This window comes from Algoriphagus halophilus, from assembly GCF_900129785.1.
Taxonomy (GTDB): Bacteria; Bacteroidota; Bacteroidia; order Cytophagales; family Cyclobacteriaceae; genus Algoriphagus; species Algoriphagus halophilus.
The window spans coordinates 281,652-304,111 of sequence record NZ_FSRC01000001.1 but is presented as its reverse complement, the minus strand read 5'-3'; the positions used below and the strand labels follow the sequence as shown (position 1 = coordinate 304,111).

At 40.3% G+C, this 22,460-nt stretch carries 15 protein-coding genes; 10 read left to right on the top strand and 5 right to left on the bottom strand.

All coding sequences use genetic code 11. The features are described from left to right. The first annotated feature begins 72 nt into the window (after nt 1–72). The 5 genes from BUR11_RS01325 (at nt 73) to BUR11_RS01305 (ending at nt 5,576) form a co-directional block, all read left to right on the top strand. A complete protein-coding gene (locus BUR11_RS01325; protein WP_074223042.1) occupies nt 73–1,167 on the top strand; it encodes a DUF6544 family protein in 1,095 nt (364 codons plus the stop codon). 196 nt (nt 1,168–1,363) lie between these two features. Next, on the top strand, nt 1,364–2,689 hold the full coding sequence (locus BUR11_RS01320) for a Zn-dependent hydrolase (RefSeq protein ID WP_143185789.1): 1,326 nt from the start codon (nt 1,364–1,366) through the stop codon (nt 2,687–2,689). Nucleotides 2,690–2,756: 67 nt separating this feature from the next. Continuing rightward, the gene (locus BUR11_RS01315; protein ID WP_200800376.1) at nt 2,757–3,215 is read left to right on the top strand and encodes a RidA family protein; all 459 of its coding nucleotides are present in this window, start codon (nt 2,757–2,759) and stop codon (nt 3,213–3,215) included. Between the two features lie 76 nt (nt 3,216–3,291). Then, nucleotides 3,292–4,197, top strand: coding sequence for a sugar phosphate isomerase/epimerase family protein (locus BUR11_RS01310; protein WP_074223041.1), 906 nt, complete (start codon nt 3,292–3,294; stop codon nt 4,195–4,197). Nucleotides 4,198–4,292: 95 nt separating this feature from the next. Beyond that, entirely contained in the window at nt 4,293–5,576 is a 1,284-nt protein-coding gene (locus BUR11_RS01305; RefSeq protein WP_074223040.1) for an aminotransferase class V-fold PLP-dependent enzyme, read from the top strand. A 161-nt stretch (nt 5,577–5,737) separates the two neighbouring features. On the opposite strand, the gene BUR11_RS01300 is transcribed toward BUR11_RS01305, so the two are convergent. Both BUR11_RS01300 and BUR11_RS01295 read right to left on the bottom strand, forming a co-directional pair. After that, nucleotides 5,738–7,435: a sulfatase family protein gene (locus BUR11_RS01300; RefSeq protein WP_074223039.1), complete on the bottom strand. Its 1,698-nt coding sequence runs from the start codon at nt 7,433–7,435 to the stop codon at nt 5,738–5,740. A gap of 126 nt (nt 7,436–7,561) precedes the next feature. Beyond that, a complete protein-coding gene (locus tag BUR11_RS01295; protein WP_074223038.1) occupies nt 7,562–9,259 on the bottom strand; it encodes a sulfatase family protein in 1,698 nt (565 codons plus the stop codon). A 270-nt stretch (nt 9,260–9,529) separates the two neighbouring features. Between BUR11_RS01295 and BUR11_RS01290 the strand changes: the two genes are divergently transcribed. Further along, nucleotides 9,530–10,159 carry an ABC transporter ATP-binding protein gene (locus BUR11_RS01290; RefSeq protein WP_074223037.1) on the top strand — a complete coding sequence of 210 codons (630 nt, stop codon included), beginning with the start codon at nt 9,530–9,532 and terminating at the stop codon, nt 10,157–10,159. Continuing rightward, a complete protein-coding gene (locus tag BUR11_RS01285) occupies nt 10,152–11,213 on the top strand; it encodes a hypothetical protein (RefSeq protein ID WP_074223036.1) in 1,062 nt (353 codons plus the stop codon). Before BUR11_RS01290 ends, BUR11_RS01285 begins: the two co-directional genes overlap by 8 nt. Nucleotides 11,214–11,279: 66 nt before the next feature. On the opposite strand, the gene BUR11_RS01280 is transcribed toward BUR11_RS01285, so the two are convergent. Continuing rightward, nucleotides 11,280–12,833, bottom strand: coding sequence for a carboxylesterase/lipase family protein (locus BUR11_RS01280; protein ID WP_074223035.1), 1,554 nt, complete (start codon nt 12,831–12,833; stop codon nt 11,280–11,282). Between the two features lie 176 nt (nt 12,834–13,009). Between BUR11_RS01280 and BUR11_RS01275 the strand changes: the two genes are divergently transcribed. The 3 genes from BUR11_RS01275 to BUR11_RS01265 are packed head-to-tail and all read left to right on the top strand — an operon-like array spanning nt 13,010 to nt 17,265. After that, nucleotides 13,010–14,518: a sulfatase gene (locus BUR11_RS01275; protein ID WP_084560831.1), complete on the top strand. Its 1,509-nt coding sequence runs from the start codon at nt 13,010–13,012 to the stop codon at nt 14,516–14,518. Nucleotides 14,519–14,523: 5 nt separating this feature from the next. Then, nucleotides 14,524–15,738, top strand: coding sequence for a glycoside hydrolase family protein (locus tag BUR11_RS01270; protein WP_074223034.1), 1,215 nt, complete (start codon nt 14,524–14,526; stop codon nt 15,736–15,738). A 48-nt stretch (nt 15,739–15,786) separates the two neighbouring features. After that, nucleotides 15,787–17,265, top strand: coding sequence for a sulfatase-like hydrolase/transferase (locus tag BUR11_RS01265; RefSeq protein ID WP_074223033.1), 1,479 nt, complete (start codon nt 15,787–15,789; stop codon nt 17,263–17,265). A 111-nt stretch (nt 17,266–17,376) separates the two neighbouring features. Here BUR11_RS01265 and BUR11_RS01260 read toward each other — a convergent pair whose 3' ends face one another. Together BUR11_RS01260 and BUR11_RS01255 are read right to left on the bottom strand one after the other, a co-directional pair. Next, nucleotides 17,377–18,888, bottom strand: coding sequence for a RagB/SusD family nutrient uptake outer membrane protein (locus tag BUR11_RS01260; RefSeq protein ID WP_234982153.1), 1,512 nt, complete (start codon nt 18,886–18,888; stop codon nt 17,377–17,379). 73 nt (nt 18,889–18,961) lie between these two features. Continuing rightward, complete coding sequence (locus tag BUR11_RS01255) at nt 18,962–22,246, bottom strand: SusC/RagA family TonB-linked outer membrane protein (protein ID WP_234982043.1); 3,285 nt, start codon at nt 22,244–22,246, stop codon at nt 18,962–18,964. Nucleotides 22,247–22,460 lie beyond the last annotated feature (214 nt).

Here is a 22,460-nt window from a genome sequence, read left to right as displayed (position 1 = left end):
TAGATAGGTAGATTTCTTATTCCCTGAACTAGTGAAGATTTGGATTAAGACAAAACCAAACCCTAAAAACCCATGAAAATTGCATTTTTTATCCTGGTTGCTTTACACGGAGCTATTCACTTGCTTGGGTTTGTGAAAGGACTAGGTATCAAGGAAGTAAAGGAATTGACCTTACCTATTTCGAAATCCATGGGAATCACTTGGTTGCTTGCCGCAATCCTACTTATTACATATGGAATCCTTTATCTTATTCATTCAAAATATGCCTGGTTAGTTGGGCTCCTTGGAGTTGTGATTTCCCAAATCTTAATCATCATATTTTGGAAAGACGCCAAGTTTGGGACCTTTCCTAACTTACTCATTTTATTGATCTCTCTTATTGCATGGGGACAATGGCATTTTCAATCTAAGGTTGATCAAGAGACTCAGCATCTTTTACGGGGTATCCATGACCAAGAGCATCAAAACCTCCAAGAAAATGACTTAAGTGAATTACCTACTCCAGTAAAAAAATGGCTTCACAATTCAGGAGCTGTTGGAAGACCTCTAGTCCAAGTAGGTGAAGTGATGCAGAAAGCAGAAATGCGTATGAAGCCCGATCAAAAAAATTGGATGCAGGCAAGCGCAAAACAATATACACGGATGGACCTACCTGCTTTTATCTGGACAGTGGATGTGGAAATGAATCCCTTTTTAAACTTCCAGGGTAGAGATAAATTTGAAAATGGGAAAGGCCGCATGCTCATTAAATTGAACTCCCTTGTCAACATAGTCAATGAATCGGGAGAGAAATTGGACGAGGGCTCATTGCAGCGGTATTTGGGTGAAATGGTGTGGTTTCCTTCTCTGGCATTAAGTCCTTTTATTTCCTGGGAAATGATCGATGAGAATACGGCGAAAGCTTCCATGGAATTTCAAGGCACCAGCGGATCAGGCACTTTTTATTTCAACGATCAGGGAGATGTAGTACGGTTTTCTGCCTTGAGATATATGGATAATAATGAAGAAGCTGAAAGAAAAGAGTGGATCATGGATATTTCAGATTATCAAGTATTTGAAGGCATCAAAGTACCTTCTAAAATGACTGCAACATGGAGACTGGATGAAGGTGATTGGACTTGGTTAAAACTGGAAGTGACAGACCTGAAATTCAATCGTCGGAATTAATCTTGGCTTTTAAGACTTTGCATTTTTTCCCTCCAACCCATTTTTCACTCGGTGTCGCTTAAGTTACTTCCTGTTTTGCCTCGACTTCAAATTTGAAATGAAGTCCACAATTGCCATCAACTAAGATTCAGCTTCAAAATTCTTCCCCCTTTCTAATCAAAATTTCTTACCTTATTCTTGAACCACCTCCCCTACTATGAGTCGAAGATCCTTTATAAAAAAAACCGCGCTGACAGGATTGGGATTATCTGCTTTTGGATGGCTAGATTCCCATGCAGTTGCATTTTCCCAAAGCCTTCCCAAAGTAAACAGAAAGCGAATTGAAGATCGTATCCAGGCATTGGCAATGTATGGCCAGGATGAAAACGGACATGGTTATCGGGTGGCTTATACCCAAGGAGATATTGAAGGGAGAAAATGGTTGATGGAACTGATGGAAAAGGCAGGACTGAATCCCCGAATCGATGCAGGAGGGAATATTATAGGAAGTCGAAATGGAAAAAACCCAAATTTAAAGCCTATCGGTTTCGGTTCACATATAGACATGGTCCCTGATGGAGGAAATTACGACGGCACGCTGGGATCATTAAGCGCTTTGGAAGTGATTGAAATTCTGAATGAAAACAAGATCATTACTGAGCATCCTTTGGAGGTCATCGTTTTTGGCAACGAGGAAGGCGGGCTGATCGGAAGTAAAGCCATGGTTGGCAAACTGACCCAAGAGGGACTTCAACAGGTCAGTCAAAGTGGTTTAGTAATGGGAGAAGGAATCCGGGCGATAGGAGGAAATCCTGAGGAAATAGGAAGTGCTGAGCGAAAAAAAGGGGACCTTCATGCTTGGTTGGAATTACATATTGAACAAGGAGGAATCCTGGAAAGTGAAAACCTACAAATCGGGGTAGTAGAAGGAATTGTAGGAATTTTGGATTGTGAAATTACTGTAGAGGGATTTGCCAATCATGCAGGGACCACCCCCATGAAACTAAGGAAGGATGCGTTGTTAGCGGCTTCTAAATTAACTGTTGCAGTCAATGAAATCATCAACAGTGTTCCAGGAACACAAGTGGGCACAGTGGGCAAAATCGAAGCTTTACCTGGCGCCTACAATGTTGTTCCCGGTAAGGTAATGATGGGTTTGGAGATTCGGGATTTATCATTTGAAAAAATCGAAATGCTGCTGGGTGAAATCCAAGTGCGAGCTCAGAGAATCGCAGAGGAAACAAAGACAACTATTACTTTTAGAAGAGAGCCCAGCTTCAATCTTCCTGCCTTGACAGATGCTTCAGTACAGCTAAAAATCCAGGAATCTGCCAATGCCCTTGGTTTGAAAACCAAACACATGCAAAGTGGAGCTGGTCATGATACCCAGCAAATTTCCCTTATTGCTCCTGTAGGAATGATTTTCGTTCCCAGTGTGGGTGGAATCAGCCATTCACCTAATGAATTCACCAAAGCTGAAGACATGGAGAATGGAGCAAATGTGCTTTTGCATTCCGTTTTGGCTTTAGATAAGCAAGGGTAGAAAAAATTCCAAGCTTATTTTTGAATTGAATTTTCTTTACTAGTCCTTTTTTTTAACAAAACTATTTATGAAAATCATTACACTATTTACGATAGCTATTTTTTCTATGTCAATAGCTTTAGCCCAAGAAAGCAACTCAAATGAGGAGGCAATCTATGTTGCATCTGAAGAGTTTAGAGCGCTCAATCTTCCATTTTCGCAAGCTGTTATATATGGCGGAGTTATTTATGTGTCAGGACAAATCGGAAACATAGGTCTTAAACTTGTTGAAGGAGGAATCATTCCAGAAGCCCAACAAACCATGTTGAACATTAAAAATATATTAGAAGAAAATGGCTCTTCGATGGATCATGTCATAAAATGCACCTGTATGCTGGCTGACATGAGTGAATGGCCTATTTTAAATAATGAATACCTAAAATTCTTCCCTAATAACAAACCGGCAAGAAGTGCTTTTGGAACAAACGGATTAGCTCTAAATGCTCGAGTGGAAATAGAGTGTATGGCTTATCTTAAAAATAAGTGACTTAAATTCAACCTACTAGGAAAGATGATTTTCAGGAGTAAGATGTTTTGATTCTTTTTTAAAAATCTATTCAAGCATGGATAAGAAAAGGAGAAATTTTATTCGAAGTCTGGCATTGACACCTCTTTTGGCTGGGATTCAAAGTTCTTTTGCACATTCGGCTTTAAAACCTTTGCCCCAAACCAGGGTACAGTACAGCCTCAATGCCTTTTCTTTCAACTCCCAGTTAAGAAGTGGAGAAATGTCATTCTTTGACATGATGGAATTTGCTGCAGCTATCGGACTAAACGCGGTAGACTTAACTGGTTATTATTTCCCTTCCTATCCTGAAATCCCGGAGGACACTGAACTATTTCAACTAAAAAGGAAAGCTCTTGAACTCGGACTGAATATCTCTTGGACAGGAGTAAGAAACAACTTTGTGAATCCTGATGCTACAGGAAGAGCTGCTGATCGAGAATTAATAAGAAAATGGCTAACAGTATCTTCCAGCCTAGGAGCATCAATTATGAGAGTCTTTACAGGAAGTCAAGCCTATGAAGGCTTTACCAAGGATGAAGTAAAAGATTGGTTGGTGGAGGAATTTAAAACCTGCGCAGGTTACGGGGAGGAAAAAGGAGTAATCGTAGGTCTACAAAATCACAATGAGTTTTTATTTGAAAGTAGTGAAGTAATTGACATCCTGAAAAGAGTGGACTCTGAATGGTTTGGGTTGATTTTAGATATTGGAAGTCTGCACTCGAAAGACCCTTACGCGGAAATCGAAACATTAGCTCCCTTTGCCAATTATTGGTTTATTAAGGAGCATGTTTTTCCAAATGGAACAAGGACTCCAGTAGATATGAATAGAATTTCCTCAATTATCAAAAACCAAGGTTATCAAGGATATGTGTCGTTCGAAAGCCTGAGTGAAGGAGATCCGAAACAAATCATTTCTTCCATGTTTAATTCATTTAAAAGAGCTTATGAAATAATTTCCTAATCGGAATAAGCAAGCTGCCTACCCTAGCTTCAAAATTCAAATTCTAGATAAAAACCAAAAAAGCGCTATTTTTTCTAATCTTACGCACTAATTAAATGACAAACAGAAGAAACTTTCTGAAGAAAGGATGTTTGGCTGCAGCCTCCACTGCCTTTACCTTCCCCCATTTTTCTCATGCAACAGAAAAAGAGTTGAACCTATGGAAAAAACTTCCTCGGTTCAATAACGATGATTTTCTATGGGACTGGGTTCGAAATGAGTATTCAGTTTCTTCCACCATTGCCAATCTCAATAATGGAAGTGTTAGTCCTCAACCGAAGGTGGTTCAGGAAGTATTGGAACATTACACCCGAGAATTCAATACGATCCCTTCCATGTATATGTGGAGCGAAGGAGACACTTCCAATGCCGTACGAGTACAATTGGCTGCATTGGCGGGATGTAGTCCTGAAGAAATTGCCGTAAACCGCAATACTACAGAGGCGCTTAATACGGTGATCTGGGGAATGAATTACAACAAAGGGGATGAAATCATTCTTACCGAACAGGATTACACTTCTGTGATGAATACTTGGCAAGAAGCTGAGGCTCGGTATGGAGTCGTTTTAAAATGGCTTTCACTTGATTTGCCTGTTGAGGATGATGAAGAAATTGTGAATGCTTATACCCAAGCTGTCACGGACAGAACAAAGGTGGTTATGATCACCCATGTCAATAATATCAATGGAAATATCTTGCCTGTAAAGAAAATCACGGCAGCTATAAAAGACATCAACCCGGCAATCAAAGTCTTGGTAGATGGAGCCCATTCCTTTGCCCATATTGATTTCAAGATTTCAGAATTAGGATGTGATTTTTATGGTACCAGTTTGCATAAATGGCTTTGTGCACCCTTTGGAACTGGTATGTTGTATGTCAAGAAATCTGAAATTCAGGGCCTTTGGCCTCTTTTCACCCATGTGGACCCACAAAGTGACAACATCAACAAATTCGCCACGTTTGGGACCAGAAATTTGCCGGCTGAACTTTCCATTGCCAGGGCGATCGATTTTCATAAAGCCATTGGGATCGAAAGAAAAGAAGCCCGATTAAGATATTTGAAAGATTATTGGATCTCAAAAGTCCATGACATCCCAAATGTTGAAATAAAAACTTCCATGAAACCTGAGTTTGCCTGTGCTTTGGGTTCCTTCTCCTTAAAGAATATGCCTGATGGAGAAGTAGTCCAAAAACTACTGAAAAACTACCAGGTCCATGTCACTCAAAAGGGAGATAAAACAGGAAAATTTCACGGCATGCGGGTAACCCCACATATCTATACAAAAACCGAAGAATTAGACAGATTGGTTAAAGGCATTCAGGAATTGTCGAGGGCATAATTGGACTAAGAATGGAATGTGATCAGCCATTTAAATGAAAAGTAATCACCAAATAAAGTTGGGTGAAGTCACATTTCGATCCTGTTCAATTGTCGGAATACTAAATGTGACTTCAAATAGGCTTATGAAACAGCCCCTTTTTCCAATACTTAAGGAGTAATTTAATTGTTTTCCAAAGCTTTCTCTTTTCTTGCCTTAATTTCCTGTATGGTTACTTTATCAATCCCATATACTCTGTCCTCTCCTGCATCTTCCAAATATTGATCAATATACCCTTGGCTGACCTCTTCACTATCTTTGTATTTGGCTCGAAGCTCATCCAATTTTTGGTGTAACTCTGCACGGATCTCCGCATAAGCAGGATCATCATATACATTTTTAAGTTCCTGAGGATCCTTTTTACGATCAATCAATTCCCATTCATCCGTGACATAATAATAGTGAATGAGTTTATAATCCTTGGTGATGACCGCATAGTGTCTGTTGACCATATGTTCAGCAGGATATTCATAGTAATGGTAATACACGGCATCCCGATCCCAATTCTCCAAATTACCGGTTAGTACTGGAACCATACTCTCACCCTGCATATCTGCAGGAGCCTCCACTCCTGCCACATCCAAAAAGGTCTGCGCAAAATCTAGATTCTGAACCAATTCATCGGATTTGGTACCCGCTTTTACTTTACCTGGCCAAGCAACCAACAAAGGGGTTTTGAATGACTCGTCATAAATGAATCGTTTATCATACCACCCATGTTCTCCTAGGTAAAACCCTTGGTCGGAAGTATACACGATGATCGTGTTTTCCATTAGATCATTTGCCTCCAGATAATCCAAAAGCCTTCCTACATTTTCGTCTACCGCCTTGATTGTACCTAAATAATCTTGCATGTATCGCTGGTATTTCCAACGCATTTTATCTTCCTCGCTCATACTTGGATAAGCTTGAGTAAATTCTTCACTGATGGGTTCGTAATATTTCTTGAAGCTTTCTGCCTGCGAAGGGTTAAATCGATTCATTTGCCCAATAAACCGGCTGGTATCATATCCACCTACATCAGCAATTCCCATTTTCTTCAGCACCTCCGGAAATAGCTTATTGTCTCCAGACCATCCCATATGCTCTAGGATATTCATTTCTGCTTCTCCTGCCGGGGATGTCCTTCCAGAATAATCATCGAATAAGGTAGCAGGCTCTGGGAAGGTCTTATTGGTAAACTCTTCTAAGTGCCGCTCTGCCATATACCATGCCCTGTGTGGGGCTTTATGCAAGTACATCAGTAAAAAAGGATCCTCTTTTTTACGTTCATTTTCCATCCAATCCAAAGTAAAGTCGGTAATGATATCCGTCACATACCCTTCCACTTTGATATTTCCTTCTTCCTTGGTGATAAATTCCGGGTTATAATAACTCCCCTGTCCCGGAAGGATTTTGAATTGGTCAAAACCTTTTGGGTTGTTCCCAAAGTGCAATTTTCCAAACATGGCTGTTTGATAACCAGCCTTTTGTAATAATTGAGGAAATGTAACATTGGTGGTATCAAAAGGGAAATGGTTATCGATTTTTCCATTCATATGGGAATGTTTCCCCGTTAAAATTGTCGCTCTGGAAGGAGCACAAATGGAGTTTGTAACAGATGCTTGGGTAAACAGCATCCCCATTTCTGCGATACGATCAATATTTGGCGTCTCGATCAGTTTATTATCATAGGCTGAAATAGCTTGGTAAGCATGATCATCAGACATGATAAATATGATATTGGGACGTTCTTGTTTTTGCTCGTCAGAACTCTGCTGGCAGGCTGTCAAAAGCGTGACTCCAATGAAGAAAAGGAAAATCGGCTGGGTATATTTCATAGGTTGGGTATAGGCTTCTTACTATCTAATTTCTATGGTTATAGTTTTCTTTTGATGGTTTATATCTAACGCTTTTTTGATAGGACCCCAGTCGACGGTGGACTGCGGACTTTTCATTGATACTCCTTACTGCTTTTCTGTAGAAATCTTCCTATCCTTAAAGATCTTGTCCAACAACTCGGTATTCTTTCCGCCTGCGTAGGAATTATTTTCCTGGAGATAGTCTAAATATTCATTGAGATATTGCTGAGAGATTTCGGAGTTATCCCCATACTTTTCTCTCAGTCCGTCTAATTTCTCATGCAACTCAGCCTGAATTTCGGCATAGGCGGGATCACCGTATACATTTTTCAACTCCATTGGATCATTGATTCGATCTATTAATTCCCACTCATCCGCATCAAAATAATAGTGAACCAGCTTGTATTCCTTCGTCACGATCGCATAATGACGCTTCACCATGTGAACGGAAGGGTATTCATAATAATGGTAATACACTGCATCACGGGTCCATTTATCCGTTTCACCAGTCAAAAGCGGAAGTAAACTTTCACCCTGCATATCGCTTGGCGCTTGGATGCCAGCTGCTGCTAAAAAGGTTTGTGCAAAATCAAGATTTTGCACCATCTCATCTGATCTGGAATCTGGCGCTACTTTTCCAGGCCAAGCCACTAATAAAGGTGTTTTAAAAGATTCATCGTAGATAAATCGCTTGTCAAACCAACCATGCTCTCCCAGGTAAAAACCTTGATCAGAAGTATAAACGATAATTGTATTATCCATTAAATCATTGGCTTCCAAATAATCTAATACCCGACCAACGTTTTCATCTACGGCTTTAATGGTTCCCAAATAATCCTGCATATAGCGTTGGTACCTCCATTTCATTTTGTCCTCTTCGGTCATATTGGGATAAGCTTCCTTGAACTTCTCAATCATCTTATTGTAGGATTCATCCCAAACTGCTCTTTGCTCAGGGTTCATTCTTCCAACTTCTCCTTCAAATGCAGCCTTATCCCATCCTGAATTGGGTTCGATTCCCAGTTGATCCATGACAGCAGGTGGGATTTTGGAATCCCCCGCCCAATGCATATCCTCCAGCAAATTCATTTCTGCCTCATGGGCGGCACGACCTCTCCCAGAGTAATCATCAAACAAGGTAGGGGGTTCTGGAAAGGTTCTTTGGGTAAATTCAGCTACATGCCTTCCAGCTGGTAACCATTCTCTATGAGGAGCTTTATGTAAATAAAATAGCAGGAAAGGATCATCTTTTTTTCTCTCATTTTCCAACCAATTCAATGTCATGTCGGTAATGATATCTGTCACGTAACCTTCTACTTGGATTGTTCCTTCGTCCTTGGTGATAAAGTCAGGGTTATAGTATTTACCTTGGCCAGGAAGTATCTTGAACTGGTCAAAACCTTTTGGATTATTCCCGAAGTGCAATTTTCCAAACATCGCAGTTTGATATCCCTCCTTTTGAAAGATTTGAGGGAATGTTACGTTCGTGGTATCAAAAGGAAAATGGTTGTCCACCTTGCCGTTGATATGTGAATGCTTCCCTGTTAAAATCGTTGCACGGGATGGTGCGCATATGGAATTGGTAACTGAGGCATTGGTAAACAACATCCCCATTTTAGCAATTCTGTCAATATTGGGGGTCTCTATGAGCTTATCACTGTAGGCAGAGATTGCTTGATAGGCATGATCATCTGACATAATAAAAACGATGTTGGGCCGCTCTGCTTTTTCTTGGGATTGACTGCAACCTACAGCCCCAAAAAGAAGAATCAGTAATAAAATCGGCAAAGATGTTTTGCTCATTTTTTTCAGGTTTATTGGATTGATTGGGAATATAATTTTCCTAACTAGTTAAAAGTATAAAATCATCAGCATTTGAACCAATTCTATCGTATTTCATTCAAAAAAAACTTAAAGATATCATCATGCCTTTTTAAAAAATTTTAGTGATCTTGGTCAAAACAACCAGGAACTCCCCGTTCCATTCTTCCCTGTTTTTTTAACCTTTTTTACCTATACGCGAATGGGAATTTGAATTAATTTTATTGCTATCACTACCATTATACCCTGAGCATGCTCATCATTGAAAATTTCCAAAAGACTTATGATTCCGGTTTTCATATGGAGATCGATTTTCTTTGCTTTGACAAAGGAATTCATTTGATCAAGGGGAAGAATGGCTCAGGGAAATCCACACTGCTCAAAGCAATTGCTGGAATCCATTCTTTTCAAGGAGATATTGTTCTGGAAAACATTTCTCAAAAAAAGCAGCCTATCCCCTATCGAAAACTGGTCAACTATTCGGAAGCCGAACCTCAATTCCCCGATTTCCTAAGTTTGGACGAGTTGATTTTATTCACATCTACTGTCACTCCCTTCAATCCCAACCAAGTAACAGAACTAAAAGAAATACTTGGCATTGGGGAATATGCAAGCCAACCTATTGCATCTTACTCATCTGGTATGTTGAAAAAGACCGGGTTGATGCTGGCTTTTTTAGGTAATCCCCAACTGATCATATTGGACGAGCCTTTTACCACTATTGACTTGGATACTCAGAAAAGCCTTCAAAAATTAATCCTCCACAGATTAGAAGAATGTAGCTTTCTGATCACCTCCCACTTGGCTGATTTTGAAGAGTTATTTGATTATTCCTCTACCACCAGCATGGAAAATGGGCATTTGATTGATCCTCATGAATAAGCTTTTTCAAAAATCCTTTACGATCCCTTTTTATAAGGCCAATATGGGGTTTTTCATCCTGACAACCTTAGTGTTTGGGGTATTTATGGAAATGAGGCAGCACTTGATGATTGCCGAAAAGATCTTGGAAAGAACCGCTTGGTTTGCTTCTTTTCTTTGTTTGTGGATCCTATTTTCTGCCTTCCAATTCAGCTTTTATAGTAAACTTATCCAAAGACCCAATTATTGGATTTTCTCCAAATTGGCGTTTTTGTCATTTCCAAAATATTGCAAACGGCTAATTCCAGTTTGGATTTCCAACCATCTATTTCCTTTATTTTATGCCTTAATCGTGCTCTACCAAGGCATCTTTTTGAGATTTTGGGAGAGATCAATTCTACTTCTAACTTTTATCTTTTTAATAGGGTTTGTCCATCTCTACTTGGGGTTTATAGAAATTAAAAAATTTAAAATTGTCAGTGGGGTGAGTGGTAAAAAAGTTAAAAGGAAGCGCCCTTTTATTGTTTGGTTTTATTTTCACCTTCAAGAAGAAAGACCATTACTATTACTCTTAAGTAAGCTTTTTAGTCTTTTTGTATTGAATGGATTTTTCTATACTTATTATCAAGGAGGCTATGATGAAAGATGGCTACTATTCGGCATGCTAATTACCAGTTTTATTCACTTCCCATTATGGCTAGATAAATCTGAGTTCACCCATAGGAAATTAAGTATTTTCAATAACCTTCCTTTTTCTCTTGGATTCAAATTGAAAAATGAGCTTCGTACAACCTGCATTTTTATTCTTCCAGAAATAGGATTAATGCTATTTCAAGGCTTGGAAACATGGGGATTGTGGAGATGTTTAATTTGGGCTATTTATTGGATTGGGTTGAATTTAGGATTGATCTCCATGTGCCGATTGAAATTTCAAACTTCTCGATTTCAACTCCTCCCCATATGGAGTTTTTTCGGAGCTTTTTTAGCCATTATCTACAGCACTCCAGCCCTTCTCTTTGCATTGATTCCATTTGCTTTCTTCCTTCATCAGATCAGAAGGCCTTATCTAAATTAAAAGATGCTGTCTCAAAAGGCCTTTTACAGATAGGTGAAATCCATAAAAATAAAACCCTTTAATCCTTCACTTCAAATAAATGGATTGCATAAACCTGATTTGTTCCAAATGTGGCAAACTGATCGGCCCTATATTCACTCCCAATTCCATCGCTTGAGGATTTCGATTGGAGTATACAGGCCATTCTGGCAAATCCCCTCCATTAGGGTTCCCTGTTTTTACAAAATTTACCCAATACTCCGACATGATATCCTCTAACCTATCATCCACAGATTCAAAAGGTCTATCCCAATACTTCAATGTGTGGAAAGCATAGCTAAACTCTGCAGAATGGAAGGCTCCATAATTTGGTTCCCCGGGAGGCACCCGTGTAAAATAGTAGAGATAAGAAGAGCCAGGCGCCAATTCAGACTGGATTTTTGCCCAAGTAGAATTTTGATAGCCAAACATCAGCTCTGAAATCGTACTCCTGGTCTCATTTAACTCCACTTCATTTTCAGCTGGAAATAGCCTGAGGTATTCCTCCGTATTGTTACCATATTTTTCTTGAGCCTGTTCCTTAAATTGTGCTGGGCTTAAAGAACCTCCAAAAGAAACATTATCATCAGCATTCCATCCAGTCAATAGTTGGATTGGATTAGCTTGACCATTTTTAAAAGTCTCATCAAAATCAACTGGAATCACATAATCATCTTTGTAAGGCCAAAATGCCCCTCCGGCCTTCAAAAGGCTATCTGCAGGGATTTCTCGTAGATCTTTTATATTCTTGGCCCCTACTTTTGACATGAATTCTTGCCCAGTTTTTTCGGCAATTTCTTTGTTCAAACTCCCTCTTCCACCTTCGTAGTTAAACATGGCCCCACTTTGGGCGATTGCTTTGGAAAATAGTCCTTTGGCCAATGGAGAACCTACCAAAGCATTGACGCTCATTGAACCGGCAGATTGCCCTGCAACTGTGACATTTTGAGGATCTCCTCCAAATTGATGGATATTTTGTTGAACCCATTGGAGTGCTGCGATTTGATCAAGAATTCCATAATTACCAGAGGTTCCGCTTGCGGACTCATTGGATAACTCAGGATGTGCCATAAAGCCTAATACCCCTAACCTATAATTGATGGTCACTACGACTATTCCTTTTTTTGCCAACTCTTCACCATCGTAGAGTGGAACGGTTCCAGATCCTCCCGAAAACCCACCGCCATGTACCCAAACCATTACCGGCCTATTTTCATCTGCAGATGCTGCTCCCGTCCAAACATTTAGATACAGACAATCTTCTGAAATAGGTGTAGGTGGAATCAAAAACTCCGCTGACCATGCAAAAAATGGAACCGGTGGATTCTGAATCGAGGAAGGAGGATTATCTACACATTCCCGAATACCTTCCCATGGTATAACTGGCTGCGGGGATTTCCATCTCAACTCTCCCACTGGAGGTGCTGCAAAAGGAATCCCCATAAATGTTTTGATGGAATCAGCACCTACCAATTTTCCGGAGATTTTCCCACCAGTTACTGTGACGGAATGAACATCAATGGATTGTATATCCTCTTTAGGAGAACATGAAATTATTATAGTTAAAAAAACTCCAAAGAGCAGTGCCGGATTGAGATTCATAGTTACAAAGGTTATTAGGGAAATTAAATATGAAAAATTATTGATTCATTTCGAAACAATAGATTAAAAAAAGAATTAGCCCCTGATTGCCAACCAGCTATCCAAAAAGTGGGATTTTGATTAGTGATGACTTCTCATTTGGCCTATTTTAGCAGGTTCAAAAGAACTAGTTGAACATGTCACTTCCTTTGCCATTCTTTTGCAAATCCTTTCTAAAAAATAATAGTCGCTTTTTTTGGAGGTCCATCTCCTTTTTTATTTTAATCACTATTGGATTTATAGAATTAGGATTAGCACAGACCAAAAAGAAACCGAACGTACTATTTATCATTTCAGATGATTTGACTACAACTGCTTTGGGGGCTTATGGAAACCCGATTGCACAAACGCCTGCCATTGATCAATTGGCAAAGGAAAGCATGGTTTTCACCAAAGCTTACACCCAATATCCCGTATGCGGGCCCTCAAGAGCTTCTTTTATGTTTGGATATTATCCCAACGCCACCCAAACCTATGGTTATGTCAGTGGGAGGGAAAATGTAGGGCCAGAAAGACCTTCTATGGCCGAATTATTCAAACAAAACGGTTATTACACTGCTAGAGTAAGCAAAATCTACCACATGGGGGTACCGGGGGATATTGAAATAGGTTCAGATGGAAAAGACGATCCTGCTTCCTGGACTGAGAAATTCAATTCCCAGGGTCCAGAATGGACTGCTCCTGGAAAAGCGGAATTGGTTCAAAACAACCCAGATGGAAGCATTGAAAGAAAAGGTGGCAATGTCATGACCATTGTGCAAGCCGATGGAGATGATTTGGTCCACTCGGATGGTAAAACGGCAGAAAAAGCTTCGGAACTGATCAGAAAACACAAAGAAGAGCCTTTCTTTTTGGCAGTTGGTTTTGTCCGGCCCCACGTTCCTTTTGTAGCTCCAGTCAATTATTTCACTCCTTTTCCCTATGAGGGAATCAAGCTACCTAGGCAGGTAGAAAATGACTGGGATGATATCCCGGAACGAGGTATAAATTATGTCACCAGCGTCAATGCAGCAATGAATGAGGTGCAAAAGCAAAAAGCCATTGCGGCTTATTATGCCTCGGTATCTTATATGGATGCTCAAGTTGCAAAAGTATTGAACACCTTGAAAGAGGAAGGCTTGGAAGACAATACCATTGTGGTATTCACCTCTGATCATGGGTTTCATTTAGACGAACATGAATTTTGGATGAAGGTTAGCCTTCATGAAGAATCTGTTCTAGTCCCGATGATGATCAAGGTTCCGGGAATGAAACCCGGCCAATCGGATTCCTTTGTAGAGCTATTAGACCTGTACCCAACATTGGCAGATCTGGCGGGTCTTTCCTATCCTAAAGCAATCCAGGGAAAAAACCTGAAACCAGTACTCCAAAACCCAAGAAAAAAAGTGCGTGACTTTGCGTTTTCTGTCACTCAGGGTGGGAAATCATTTTTGATTCGTACCGAAGACTATGCATATATCCAATACGATGAGGATGCAGGGTCTGGTATAGAGTTGTACGATATGAAAAGAGACCCTGAGCAATTTACTAATCTGGCCAATTCACCAGAATATCTTCCTGTGGTCAAAAAAATGCAATCCAAATTAGCAAACAAACTAAAAGAGGTCCGAGAGAATGACCTGAATATCAATTACCAAATTCAATAACCTTCATGCAGTCCCCTAAAATGTTTATCCTTTTAACTTTCCTTGCCTTAGCTTCATTCAATTGCAGTTATGCCCAGATAAGTATACAAGGGAAGCCTGTCCATGCCAAACTTGAAAACAATGGGGTCAGTCAATTCTTAGATGGTCCCTCCGTTTTAAAACTGGAGAACTATTTTGTATGGGGAGGCTCTGTCGTGAAAGGAAAAGACGGGAAGTACCATATGCTTTTTGCTTTATGGGAAAGTGGACCGGAAACAGATGTCTTTTCTACAAGTTGGCTTTTGGAAAGTAAAATTGGATATGCGGTATCTAGCTCTCCTGATCAAAATTTTCAGTTTAAAGGAGTTGTTTTAAAAGGAGCAAGATATGATGGAAACCCAGATGCCTGGGATGCACAGGGAGTTCATAATCCGCATGTGAAAGAGTTTGAAGGAAGCTACTATCTTTACTATATAGGAGGAAATGATCCAGGAGAAGAAACTGCTCCAGATGTGGACAAGAGAAATAGAGTTCAACAAAGTCAACAGATGGGAGTGATTCAATTTGATTCCTTTGAAGACCTTCTGAAAGGAAAATTCGAACGCCCAAATGAACCCCTATTGAGTCCTAGAACCCGTGTCAAGCCGGATCATGTGGTCAACCCTTCCCCGGCTGGAACGGTTGCAAAGCCCGATAATCTCATTGTAGTAAACCCTACTGTAGACTTCAACCCGAACACCGGTGAGTACTTGTTATTTTTCAAAGGCAACATCTATGAGCCGGGATGGAAAGGTGTTCATGGGGTGGCGACTGGGCCTACTCCAATGGGTCCTTTTAAAGCCAGAGACGAAGTTATTTTTGATATCAAAATGCCTGATGGCAGCTTTACCAGTAGCGAAGATCCTTATGTATGGTTTTCCAAAAAGCATCAGCTATTCTTTGCAATCGTCAAGGATTTCACGGGTCAACTCACTAATGGAGAGAAAAAATCCTTAGCAATCCTCCACTCAAAAGATGGAATTCAATGGACTCCCAATGAAAATCCATTATTCATGAAAAGAGAAGTCAAACTGGAGAATGGAAAAGTCATTTCATTGGATAGATTAGAACGTCCACAACTCTTGTTAAATGAAGAAGGTATTCCATTGGTCTTGTATTGTGCAGCTGCTGTGGATCCTTTGGGATCTAAAAACGATGGAAGCTCTTTCAATATTCAAATACCACTAACCATCGAAAATTGAGTAATTTCAAATTTAATACGTACACTAAAAGATAGAAACAGTTCAATAATGCGCTTAATCAAAACTTCTAGCCTTCCTTTTTTATTCCTGTTTTTGTTGATTCTTCCCATCATCGGAACTGCTCAACAACGTAAACCCAATGTTCTTTTCATTTTTGCTGATGATCAACGAGCAGATGCGTTGGGTATCAATGGGAACCCTTATATCCAAACCCCTACTATTGATCAGCTAGGGAGAGAAGGAAGCCGATTTTCCAACGCCTATGTCATGGGTGGTGTCCACGGTGCCATTTGCATGTCAAGTAGAGCCATGCTTTTCAGTGGCAAAAACTTATACAAAGTGCATGATCAGTTGAGTGGAGAACATACCATGACTATGAGCTTTGCGAGTGCCGGATATAGAACCTTTGGAACAGGTAAATGGCACAATGAAAAGGAGATGTTTGAGGCGAGTTTTCAAGAAGCCAAAAACGTTTACTTGGGAGGGATGGCCGATCATTATGATCTTCCATTGAGAGATTATGGAGCAGATGGTAAATTGGGTGAACCTACTCAAAAAGGCTATTCGACTGAGCAGTTTGCTCAAGCTGCTGTTGACTTTATTAAAGATCATGGGAAGAGAAATACGGATCAACCGTTCTTTTGCTATGTAGCTTTTACTGCACCTCATGACCCCTATTCCCCGGAGGCAAATTACATCAACTTTTATCCTGACGGAACACTCCCACTTCCAGGGAACTACATGCCTTATCACCCATTCGAATTCGATCAGTTGACTGTACGGGATGAAAATTTAACAGGATGGCCAAGAAAACCGGAAGTCATTCAAATGATTTTATCGGATTACTATGCCTTGGTAACCCATTTAGACACGCAAATTGCCAAAATCTTAAACGCACTGAAAGAAACGGGGCAGTACGATAATACCATTATTGTTTATGCTGCGGACAATGGATTGGCAGCAGGTAGCCACGGGCTATTGGGAAAGCAGAGTCTTTATGAGCATAGTTCCAAAGTTCCCTTGATCATCAAAGGCCCTGGAGTCCCCCAAGATCAAGAGTTGGATGCTTTTGCCTACATCCATGACTTATATCCTACCTTGGCTGACTTGGCAGGAATCCCTGATCCTCAAGACATCGATGGTATTAGCCTAGTTCCAGTCATCAAAGGCGAACAAGATGGAGTAAGAGATGCCCTTTACACTTCATATAAGCATACTGTAAGGGCGGTAAGAAATAAAAAATATAAGTTGATCAGATATCCTGAAAGAGATTATACGCAACTTTTTGATTTAGAAAATGATCCATTGGAAATCCACAACCTAGCGGAGCTTTCGGAGTATCAAGATAAAAAAGCTGAGATGCTTCAATTGATGCAACAATGGCAAGAAGCTTTCCAAGATAAGATCAAGCTTACTGCAGATGTCATCAAACCAATGGGTTATGACCCTGATACCTTGGTGAGAACGCCAGATAGATGGCAGCCAGAATATACTTTAAAACGATATTTTGAAGTGAAAGACAAGTGAAAGCTAACTTTCACTCCTTCCCCTTTATTGAAAACGGGCTCCAAATGGAGCCCGTTTTACTTTTTAAATCCAGTTTTCTTATTTACACTTATCCACTTAAAAATGAGGCTATTAATAGCCCGGGTTTTGAGGAGTAAGATTTGGATTGTTTTGCATTTCTGGTAGCGGATATGGCATCAAATAATGCTTCGCCTGTAAGGCTTGATTAGAACTTGGGTTAACGTGCCCCTCAAAATTATCAAACCCATTGGTCGCTTCATTGTACACTTTGCGCAAACGCAACATGTCAAACCAGGTAATTTGCTCATAGCAGAGCTCATGCCAACGCTCTCTAAGTACGGCATCCCTAAACGAATCCGGAGTGAATTCGCCCAAAGAAGGAGTAGTTAAACCAGCTCTATCTCTTATCCTTTTGAGACTCTCCAAAGCCAATGCATTGGGTCCACTCACTTCATTTTGAGCTTCAGCATAGATCAATAACACTTCTGCAAAGCGAATCAAAGGTACATTTAGATTGTTCGCACGATTCCCAGGTTGATCTTTGGTTCCCAAAGCCTGCTGATTGAAATGCTTGAAAATATAAGGTGCTCCCAAATCGAATTCTGCACCGCTACCATTTTCATAGTAAGTGGTATAGAAAAACCCTTTTTGATTTTTGGCTCGAATATCCCCTGGCTCATAAGAATTGTAGAATTCTTCTGTTGGCACTGTACTACCTGTCCCTGAAGGTCCCGCAAAAGTGACTGGTTTAAAGTTCGGAAACATGTTATTCATTGGGTTTCCGGCAACCACCACATTGTATTGTAGCATAAAAATATGCTCCAATCTATTGTCGTTGTTTTCATCATGTAGCTCAGGATAAGTAGCAAATAAATTGATCATCCCTGGACTCGCATTGGCATAGTCAATTACTTCTTTCGACTTTTCTGCTGCCAATTGATAATGAGAAGCTCCTTTATTTAAAGGAAATCCTGCCATGGTCAAATACACTTTGGAAAGTAGAGACTTAGTGGCAGCCAAAGTAGCTCTTCCACTAACATCTGTCCAAGGTAAACCTGCTGCTTCCGCTGCTTTTAAATCTTCCACAATTAAGGCATACACCTCTTCCTGACTTGCCGGAGATGGCCTGAAATCTTCCGAACTCGCAGTTTGAGGAGCGGTAATCAAAGGAACATCTCCCCATAGTCTCACCGCATAGAAGTAGGCCCAGGCTCTAAGGAACCTAGCTTCTCCCAATATTTTGGCTTTTTGAGCCTCATCCATTGGTGTGATACCAGGTACTTTTTCCAATACCAAATTGGCTTGTGCGATGACTTTGTACATCCCATTCCACCAATTGATGATGTGCTGAGTTCTTCCATCATAAATCAACCCATACAAATTGTTCAAATCTGAATTTTGAGCGGTCTCAGTGGTAGAAGTTCCTGTTGGAGCTTCGAGCAATTGCCAGGTAGAGGAAAATATACCTGAACCACCTCCAATAAATCGGGTATCTGCATAGACAGATGCCAATGCTGCTTCAGCATGGTCAGGAATGGTATAAAAACTTTCCGGTGTTAAGTTTGAGGGATCTTCTTCTTCCAAAAAACTTGAACATCCTACCATTCCAGTGATGAATGCCATGACTAGGAAAATTTTTCCAGCTTGGTTATATATTCTATTTTTCATTTGAATTTTCACTTTAAGTAATTAAGGATTATAGAGTTACTTGTAGACCGAACATAAAAATCGTAGGTCTAGGGTAACTGTGCCAGTTCATCCCTTGTGAGAAAACATTACTTCCGGTTCCACCTCTAATTGGTGTTGTTTCAGGATCTCCATTAATATCCTTTCCTGTAAGCAAGAAAAAGTTCTGTGCAGAGGCATAAGCTCTCAATCTGCTCAATTTGATAGCTTCCGTCACGTTTATTGGGAAATTATATCCAATCAACAAGTTTCTACCTCTTAAAAAGGAACCATCTTTCACCCAGTGGGAATCCACATTGGTTACATATCCAGCTCTTGTATCCCTGATTTCTGCAATCATGGTATTTTGATTTTCAGGAGTCCAGGCATTCAATACAGAAGTATAACTATTTGCCAAAGCCTGACGGTCTTCACTTGGATGGAGCGTCATATCCAAAACATCATTCCCCACACTATATTGAAGTTCTACCGTCAAATCAAAATTGTAGAATCGTACTGTATTGGAAAATGCACCCCAGAAATCAGGGCTACCGTTCCCAATGATCATTCTATCAGAGTCATTGATTGCTTTGTCTCCATTGACATCCAAATATTTGATATCACCAGGAAGTATGGTCAGTCCATTTCTATAACTCACAAATTCAGCAGCCTCTGCTCTTTCCGCCTCACTCCATGTACCTAGTCTTACCAATCCCCAGAAAGAACCTACTGGCTCACCTACTCGGATGATATTGGTCTGATTGGTGAAGTTAGGTCCCCCAACTCCGAAAATATCTGCTGGAGTTGCCAGGGAAAGTACCTTGTTCCGATTCAGAGACAGGTTAAAAGAAGTATTCCAACTGAAGTGCTCTCGATCAACGTTTACAGAATTAAGTGTGAACTCGATCCCTTTGTTTTCCATTGATCCAACGTTTCTACGAATCGTTGCATAACCACTCGTTTGAGGAACAGGAGAATCCAGAAGCATATCAGTGGTCTTTCTGTAATACAAGTCTACTTCTACGTTCAATCTGTTATTGAACATTCCCAATTCTACTCCAAAATCAGTCTGTGCAGTTTTTTCCCATTTCAAATCTGGGTTGGAAAGTCTGTTGATCCCAGTACCCCCTATTTGTGTTTCATTGTAAATAGCAGAATAATTGGAGCTCAAAAGTGATAAAGAAGAATAAGGTGGAATTTCTGAATTACCTGTTAAGCCATAACTTGTTCTGATTTTCAAGTTGGAAATGGTTTGATTTCCTTGGAGGAAACCCTCCTCAGAAACTCTCCAGGCCAATGCCGCAGAAGGGAAAAATGCGTACTTATTGTTTTCACCAAATTTGGACGAACCATCAGCTCTACCTGTGAAAGTGAACAAATATTTATCATCCAGAATATAGTTCACTCTGGCAAAATAAGAATTCAAAGCTTCTCTGGAAGCGCCGGATCCTACTCTTGGCAATTGGCTACCAGCACCTAAATTATTGTATAAGAAATAATCGGTAGAAAAGTTCTGGATACTGGCACTCATCGCAGTATAATTAGACTCCTGCCACGATATCCCCAACAAAGCATTCACGGAGTGTCTATCCTTGAAGATTTTGTTATAGGTCAAGTAATTTTCCAATGACCAAAATGTGTCTTTAAACATACTCTTAGAAGCTGTACCACTTTGACCTATCGCTAAAGTTCTGGTTTCAGATCGGTTGTTTTCCTGAGTAAGAATATTGACACCCAAAGCAGTTCTCATTTCCAAAGCATCTGAGAACTTGATATTTGTATACAAGCTTCCCAAAGTGGTTTGTGTGTTCAGAATATACTTTCTACCATAAAGTCTATGCATGGAACTCATGGTTCCTTCTGCAAAAGGATAATCCCTGTTATTGGCGAAGGTTCCATCCTCATAACGAACCGGCAAGAATGGGAAGTCTTCCACCATTTGTCTTGCTACTGCATCACTCACATCCACCAAATTTTCAGACTGGTTATTGTAGCTAAGACTACCCCCCACTTTTAGCCAGGGCTTTACTTGATCATCAATGGTAAATCTGGTCGAGTATCTTTTTAGATAAGAAGTTTTTACCAATCCTTGATCATCTCGGTAACCTAGTGAAAGGGAATACGTGGTTCGGTCATTCCCTCCGGTAAAACCCAATTGATGGTTTTGGGACAGTTTATTTTGGGTGGTTTCCTCTAACCAATCCGTATCGTAAAGTGGATTCCCCTGGCTATCAAAAATCCTAGGGTCTGTTCTTCGTAAAGCAGGGTTCAAATAAGCCCATTTTCCCGCAGCCCATCCTTCTGGATCATACTTTTCCATATTAGCCCAAGCAAGATCCTCCACCGCCAAATACTGCGCTGCATTCAAGACCTCTGGTCTATTCGGTCCAATAACAGGCACGCTTAAATCCACATTATAGGTAACAGTACCCTGTCCAGATTTTCCTTTTTTGGTGGTGATCAAAATCACCCCATTGGCTCCTCTAGATCCATAAATTGCTGTGGATGAAGCATCTTTCAGAACTTCTACAGAGACAATATCATTTGGATTGATATAATCAATGGCACTACTTTGCTGGTCCAACGTTCCTACTGGCATTTGCACCCCATCAATTACATACAAGGGGTTGTTAGAGGAGTTAATTGAGCTGAATCCCCTGATTCTAACAGTGGTTCTTCCTCCCGGTCTACCGGAGTTGTTATTTACTTGAACACCAGCAATCCTGCCTGCCATGGCTTGGTTCAGGGAAGAAGCAGGTCGTTCTTGAAGGGATTCCGCATCAACAGATCCGACCGAACCAGTTAAATCACTTCTTTTGGTAGTACCATAACCAATTACAACTACCTCTTCTAAGGCAGTGGCATCTGGTTGCAAGGTCACATCAATGACCGTTTGGGTTCCTACGGTAATCCTTTGTGGTGTATATCCAATGTAGGAGAATATCAATTCTGCATTTTCAGATACATTTATTGAATACTCTCCATCAACATTGGTTACTGTACCACTGGTCGTGCCCGCTACAGAAATGGTTGCTCCGGGTAAAGGGAGTCCTGTCTCATCTCGTACGGTACCCGTAACTGTGACCATTTCTGGATTCAAGAAAAAATTATCAGAATGTTCTTCTGAAGTCGAAGTTTTTGGAACTCCTTCTGAGGTCATTACAATTGCTGGAGGGTTTTTCCCTCCCTCGATGTCTTTTTGATCCAATCCTACAGCATTTGCATGTAGCATCGAAGTAAAAATCAGCTGAATTACGAACACCTGTAGTGCTCCTTTAGACATCCTTAATAGTAGTCTAAGTAATTTTTTTTCCATGGTACTTGGGGGTTATTATGTGGTTATATCAATTGATACCTGACAATTTTCAAAGTCAGATGAGCAGGTAGCTTTGATGAATTCTCTCGAATTTCAAAGCACTTTGAAAGGCTTTTATCTAGTCAATAGGCAGTTTATTTAAATTTTTAAAACAATTAATTTTACTTTTTACATAAAAATCAGTTCACCTAGATACGATTGTTTATCCTACTGA

What these genes read in the sequence shown, in the direction of transcription:
- BUR11_RS01290 (WP_074223037.1), top strand. Translation starts at nt 9,530, where the DNA reads ATGCTCATCATTGAAAATTTCCAAAAGACTTATGATTCCGGTTTTCAT.
- BUR11_RS01255 (WP_234982043.1), bottom strand. Translation starts at nt 22,246, where the DNA reads ATGGAAAAAAAATTACTTAGACTACTATTAAGGATGTCTAAAGGAGCA.
- BUR11_RS01260 (WP_234982153.1), bottom strand. Translation starts at nt 18,888, where the DNA reads ATGGCATTCATCACTGGAATGGTAGGATGTTCAAGTTTTTTGGAAGAA.
- BUR11_RS01280 (WP_074223035.1), bottom strand. Translation starts at nt 12,833, where the DNA reads ATGAATCTCAATCCGGCACTGCTCTTTGGAGTTTTTTTAACTATAATA.
- BUR11_RS01315 (WP_200800376.1), top strand. Translation starts at nt 2,757, where the DNA reads ATGAAAATCATTACACTATTTACGATAGCTATTTTTTCTATGTCAATA.
- BUR11_RS01310 (WP_074223041.1), top strand. Translation starts at nt 3,292, where the DNA reads ATGGATAAGAAAAGGAGAAATTTTATTCGAAGTCTGGCATTGACACCT.
- BUR11_RS01295 (WP_074223038.1), bottom strand. Translation starts at nt 9,259, where the DNA reads ATGAGCAAAACATCTTTGCCGATTTTATTACTGATTCTTCTTTTTGGG.
- BUR11_RS01325 (WP_074223042.1), top strand. Translation starts at nt 73, where the DNA reads ATGAAAATTGCATTTTTTATCCTGGTTGCTTTACACGGAGCTATTCAC.
- BUR11_RS01265 (WP_074223033.1), top strand. Translation starts at nt 15,787, where the DNA reads ATGCGCTTAATCAAAACTTCTAGCCTTCCTTTTTTATTCCTGTTTTTG.
- BUR11_RS01320 (WP_143185789.1), top strand. Translation starts at nt 1,364, where the DNA reads ATGAGTCGAAGATCCTTTATAAAAAAAACCGCGCTGACAGGATTGGGA.
- BUR11_RS01285 (WP_074223036.1), top strand. Translation starts at nt 10,152, where the DNA reads ATGAATAAGCTTTTTCAAAAATCCTTTACGATCCCTTTTTATAAGGCC.
- BUR11_RS01275 (WP_084560831.1), top strand. Translation starts at nt 13,010, where the DNA reads ATGTCACTTCCTTTGCCATTCTTTTGCAAATCCTTTCTAAAAAATAAT.
- BUR11_RS01305 (WP_074223040.1), top strand. Translation starts at nt 4,293, where the DNA reads ATGACAAACAGAAGAAACTTTCTGAAGAAAGGATGTTTGGCTGCAGCC.
- BUR11_RS01270 (WP_074223034.1), top strand. Translation starts at nt 14,524, where the DNA reads ATGCAGTCCCCTAAAATGTTTATCCTTTTAACTTTCCTTGCCTTAGCT.
- BUR11_RS01300 (WP_074223039.1), bottom strand. Translation starts at nt 7,435, where the DNA reads ATGAAATATACCCAGCCGATTTTCCTTTTCTTCATTGGAGTCACGCTT.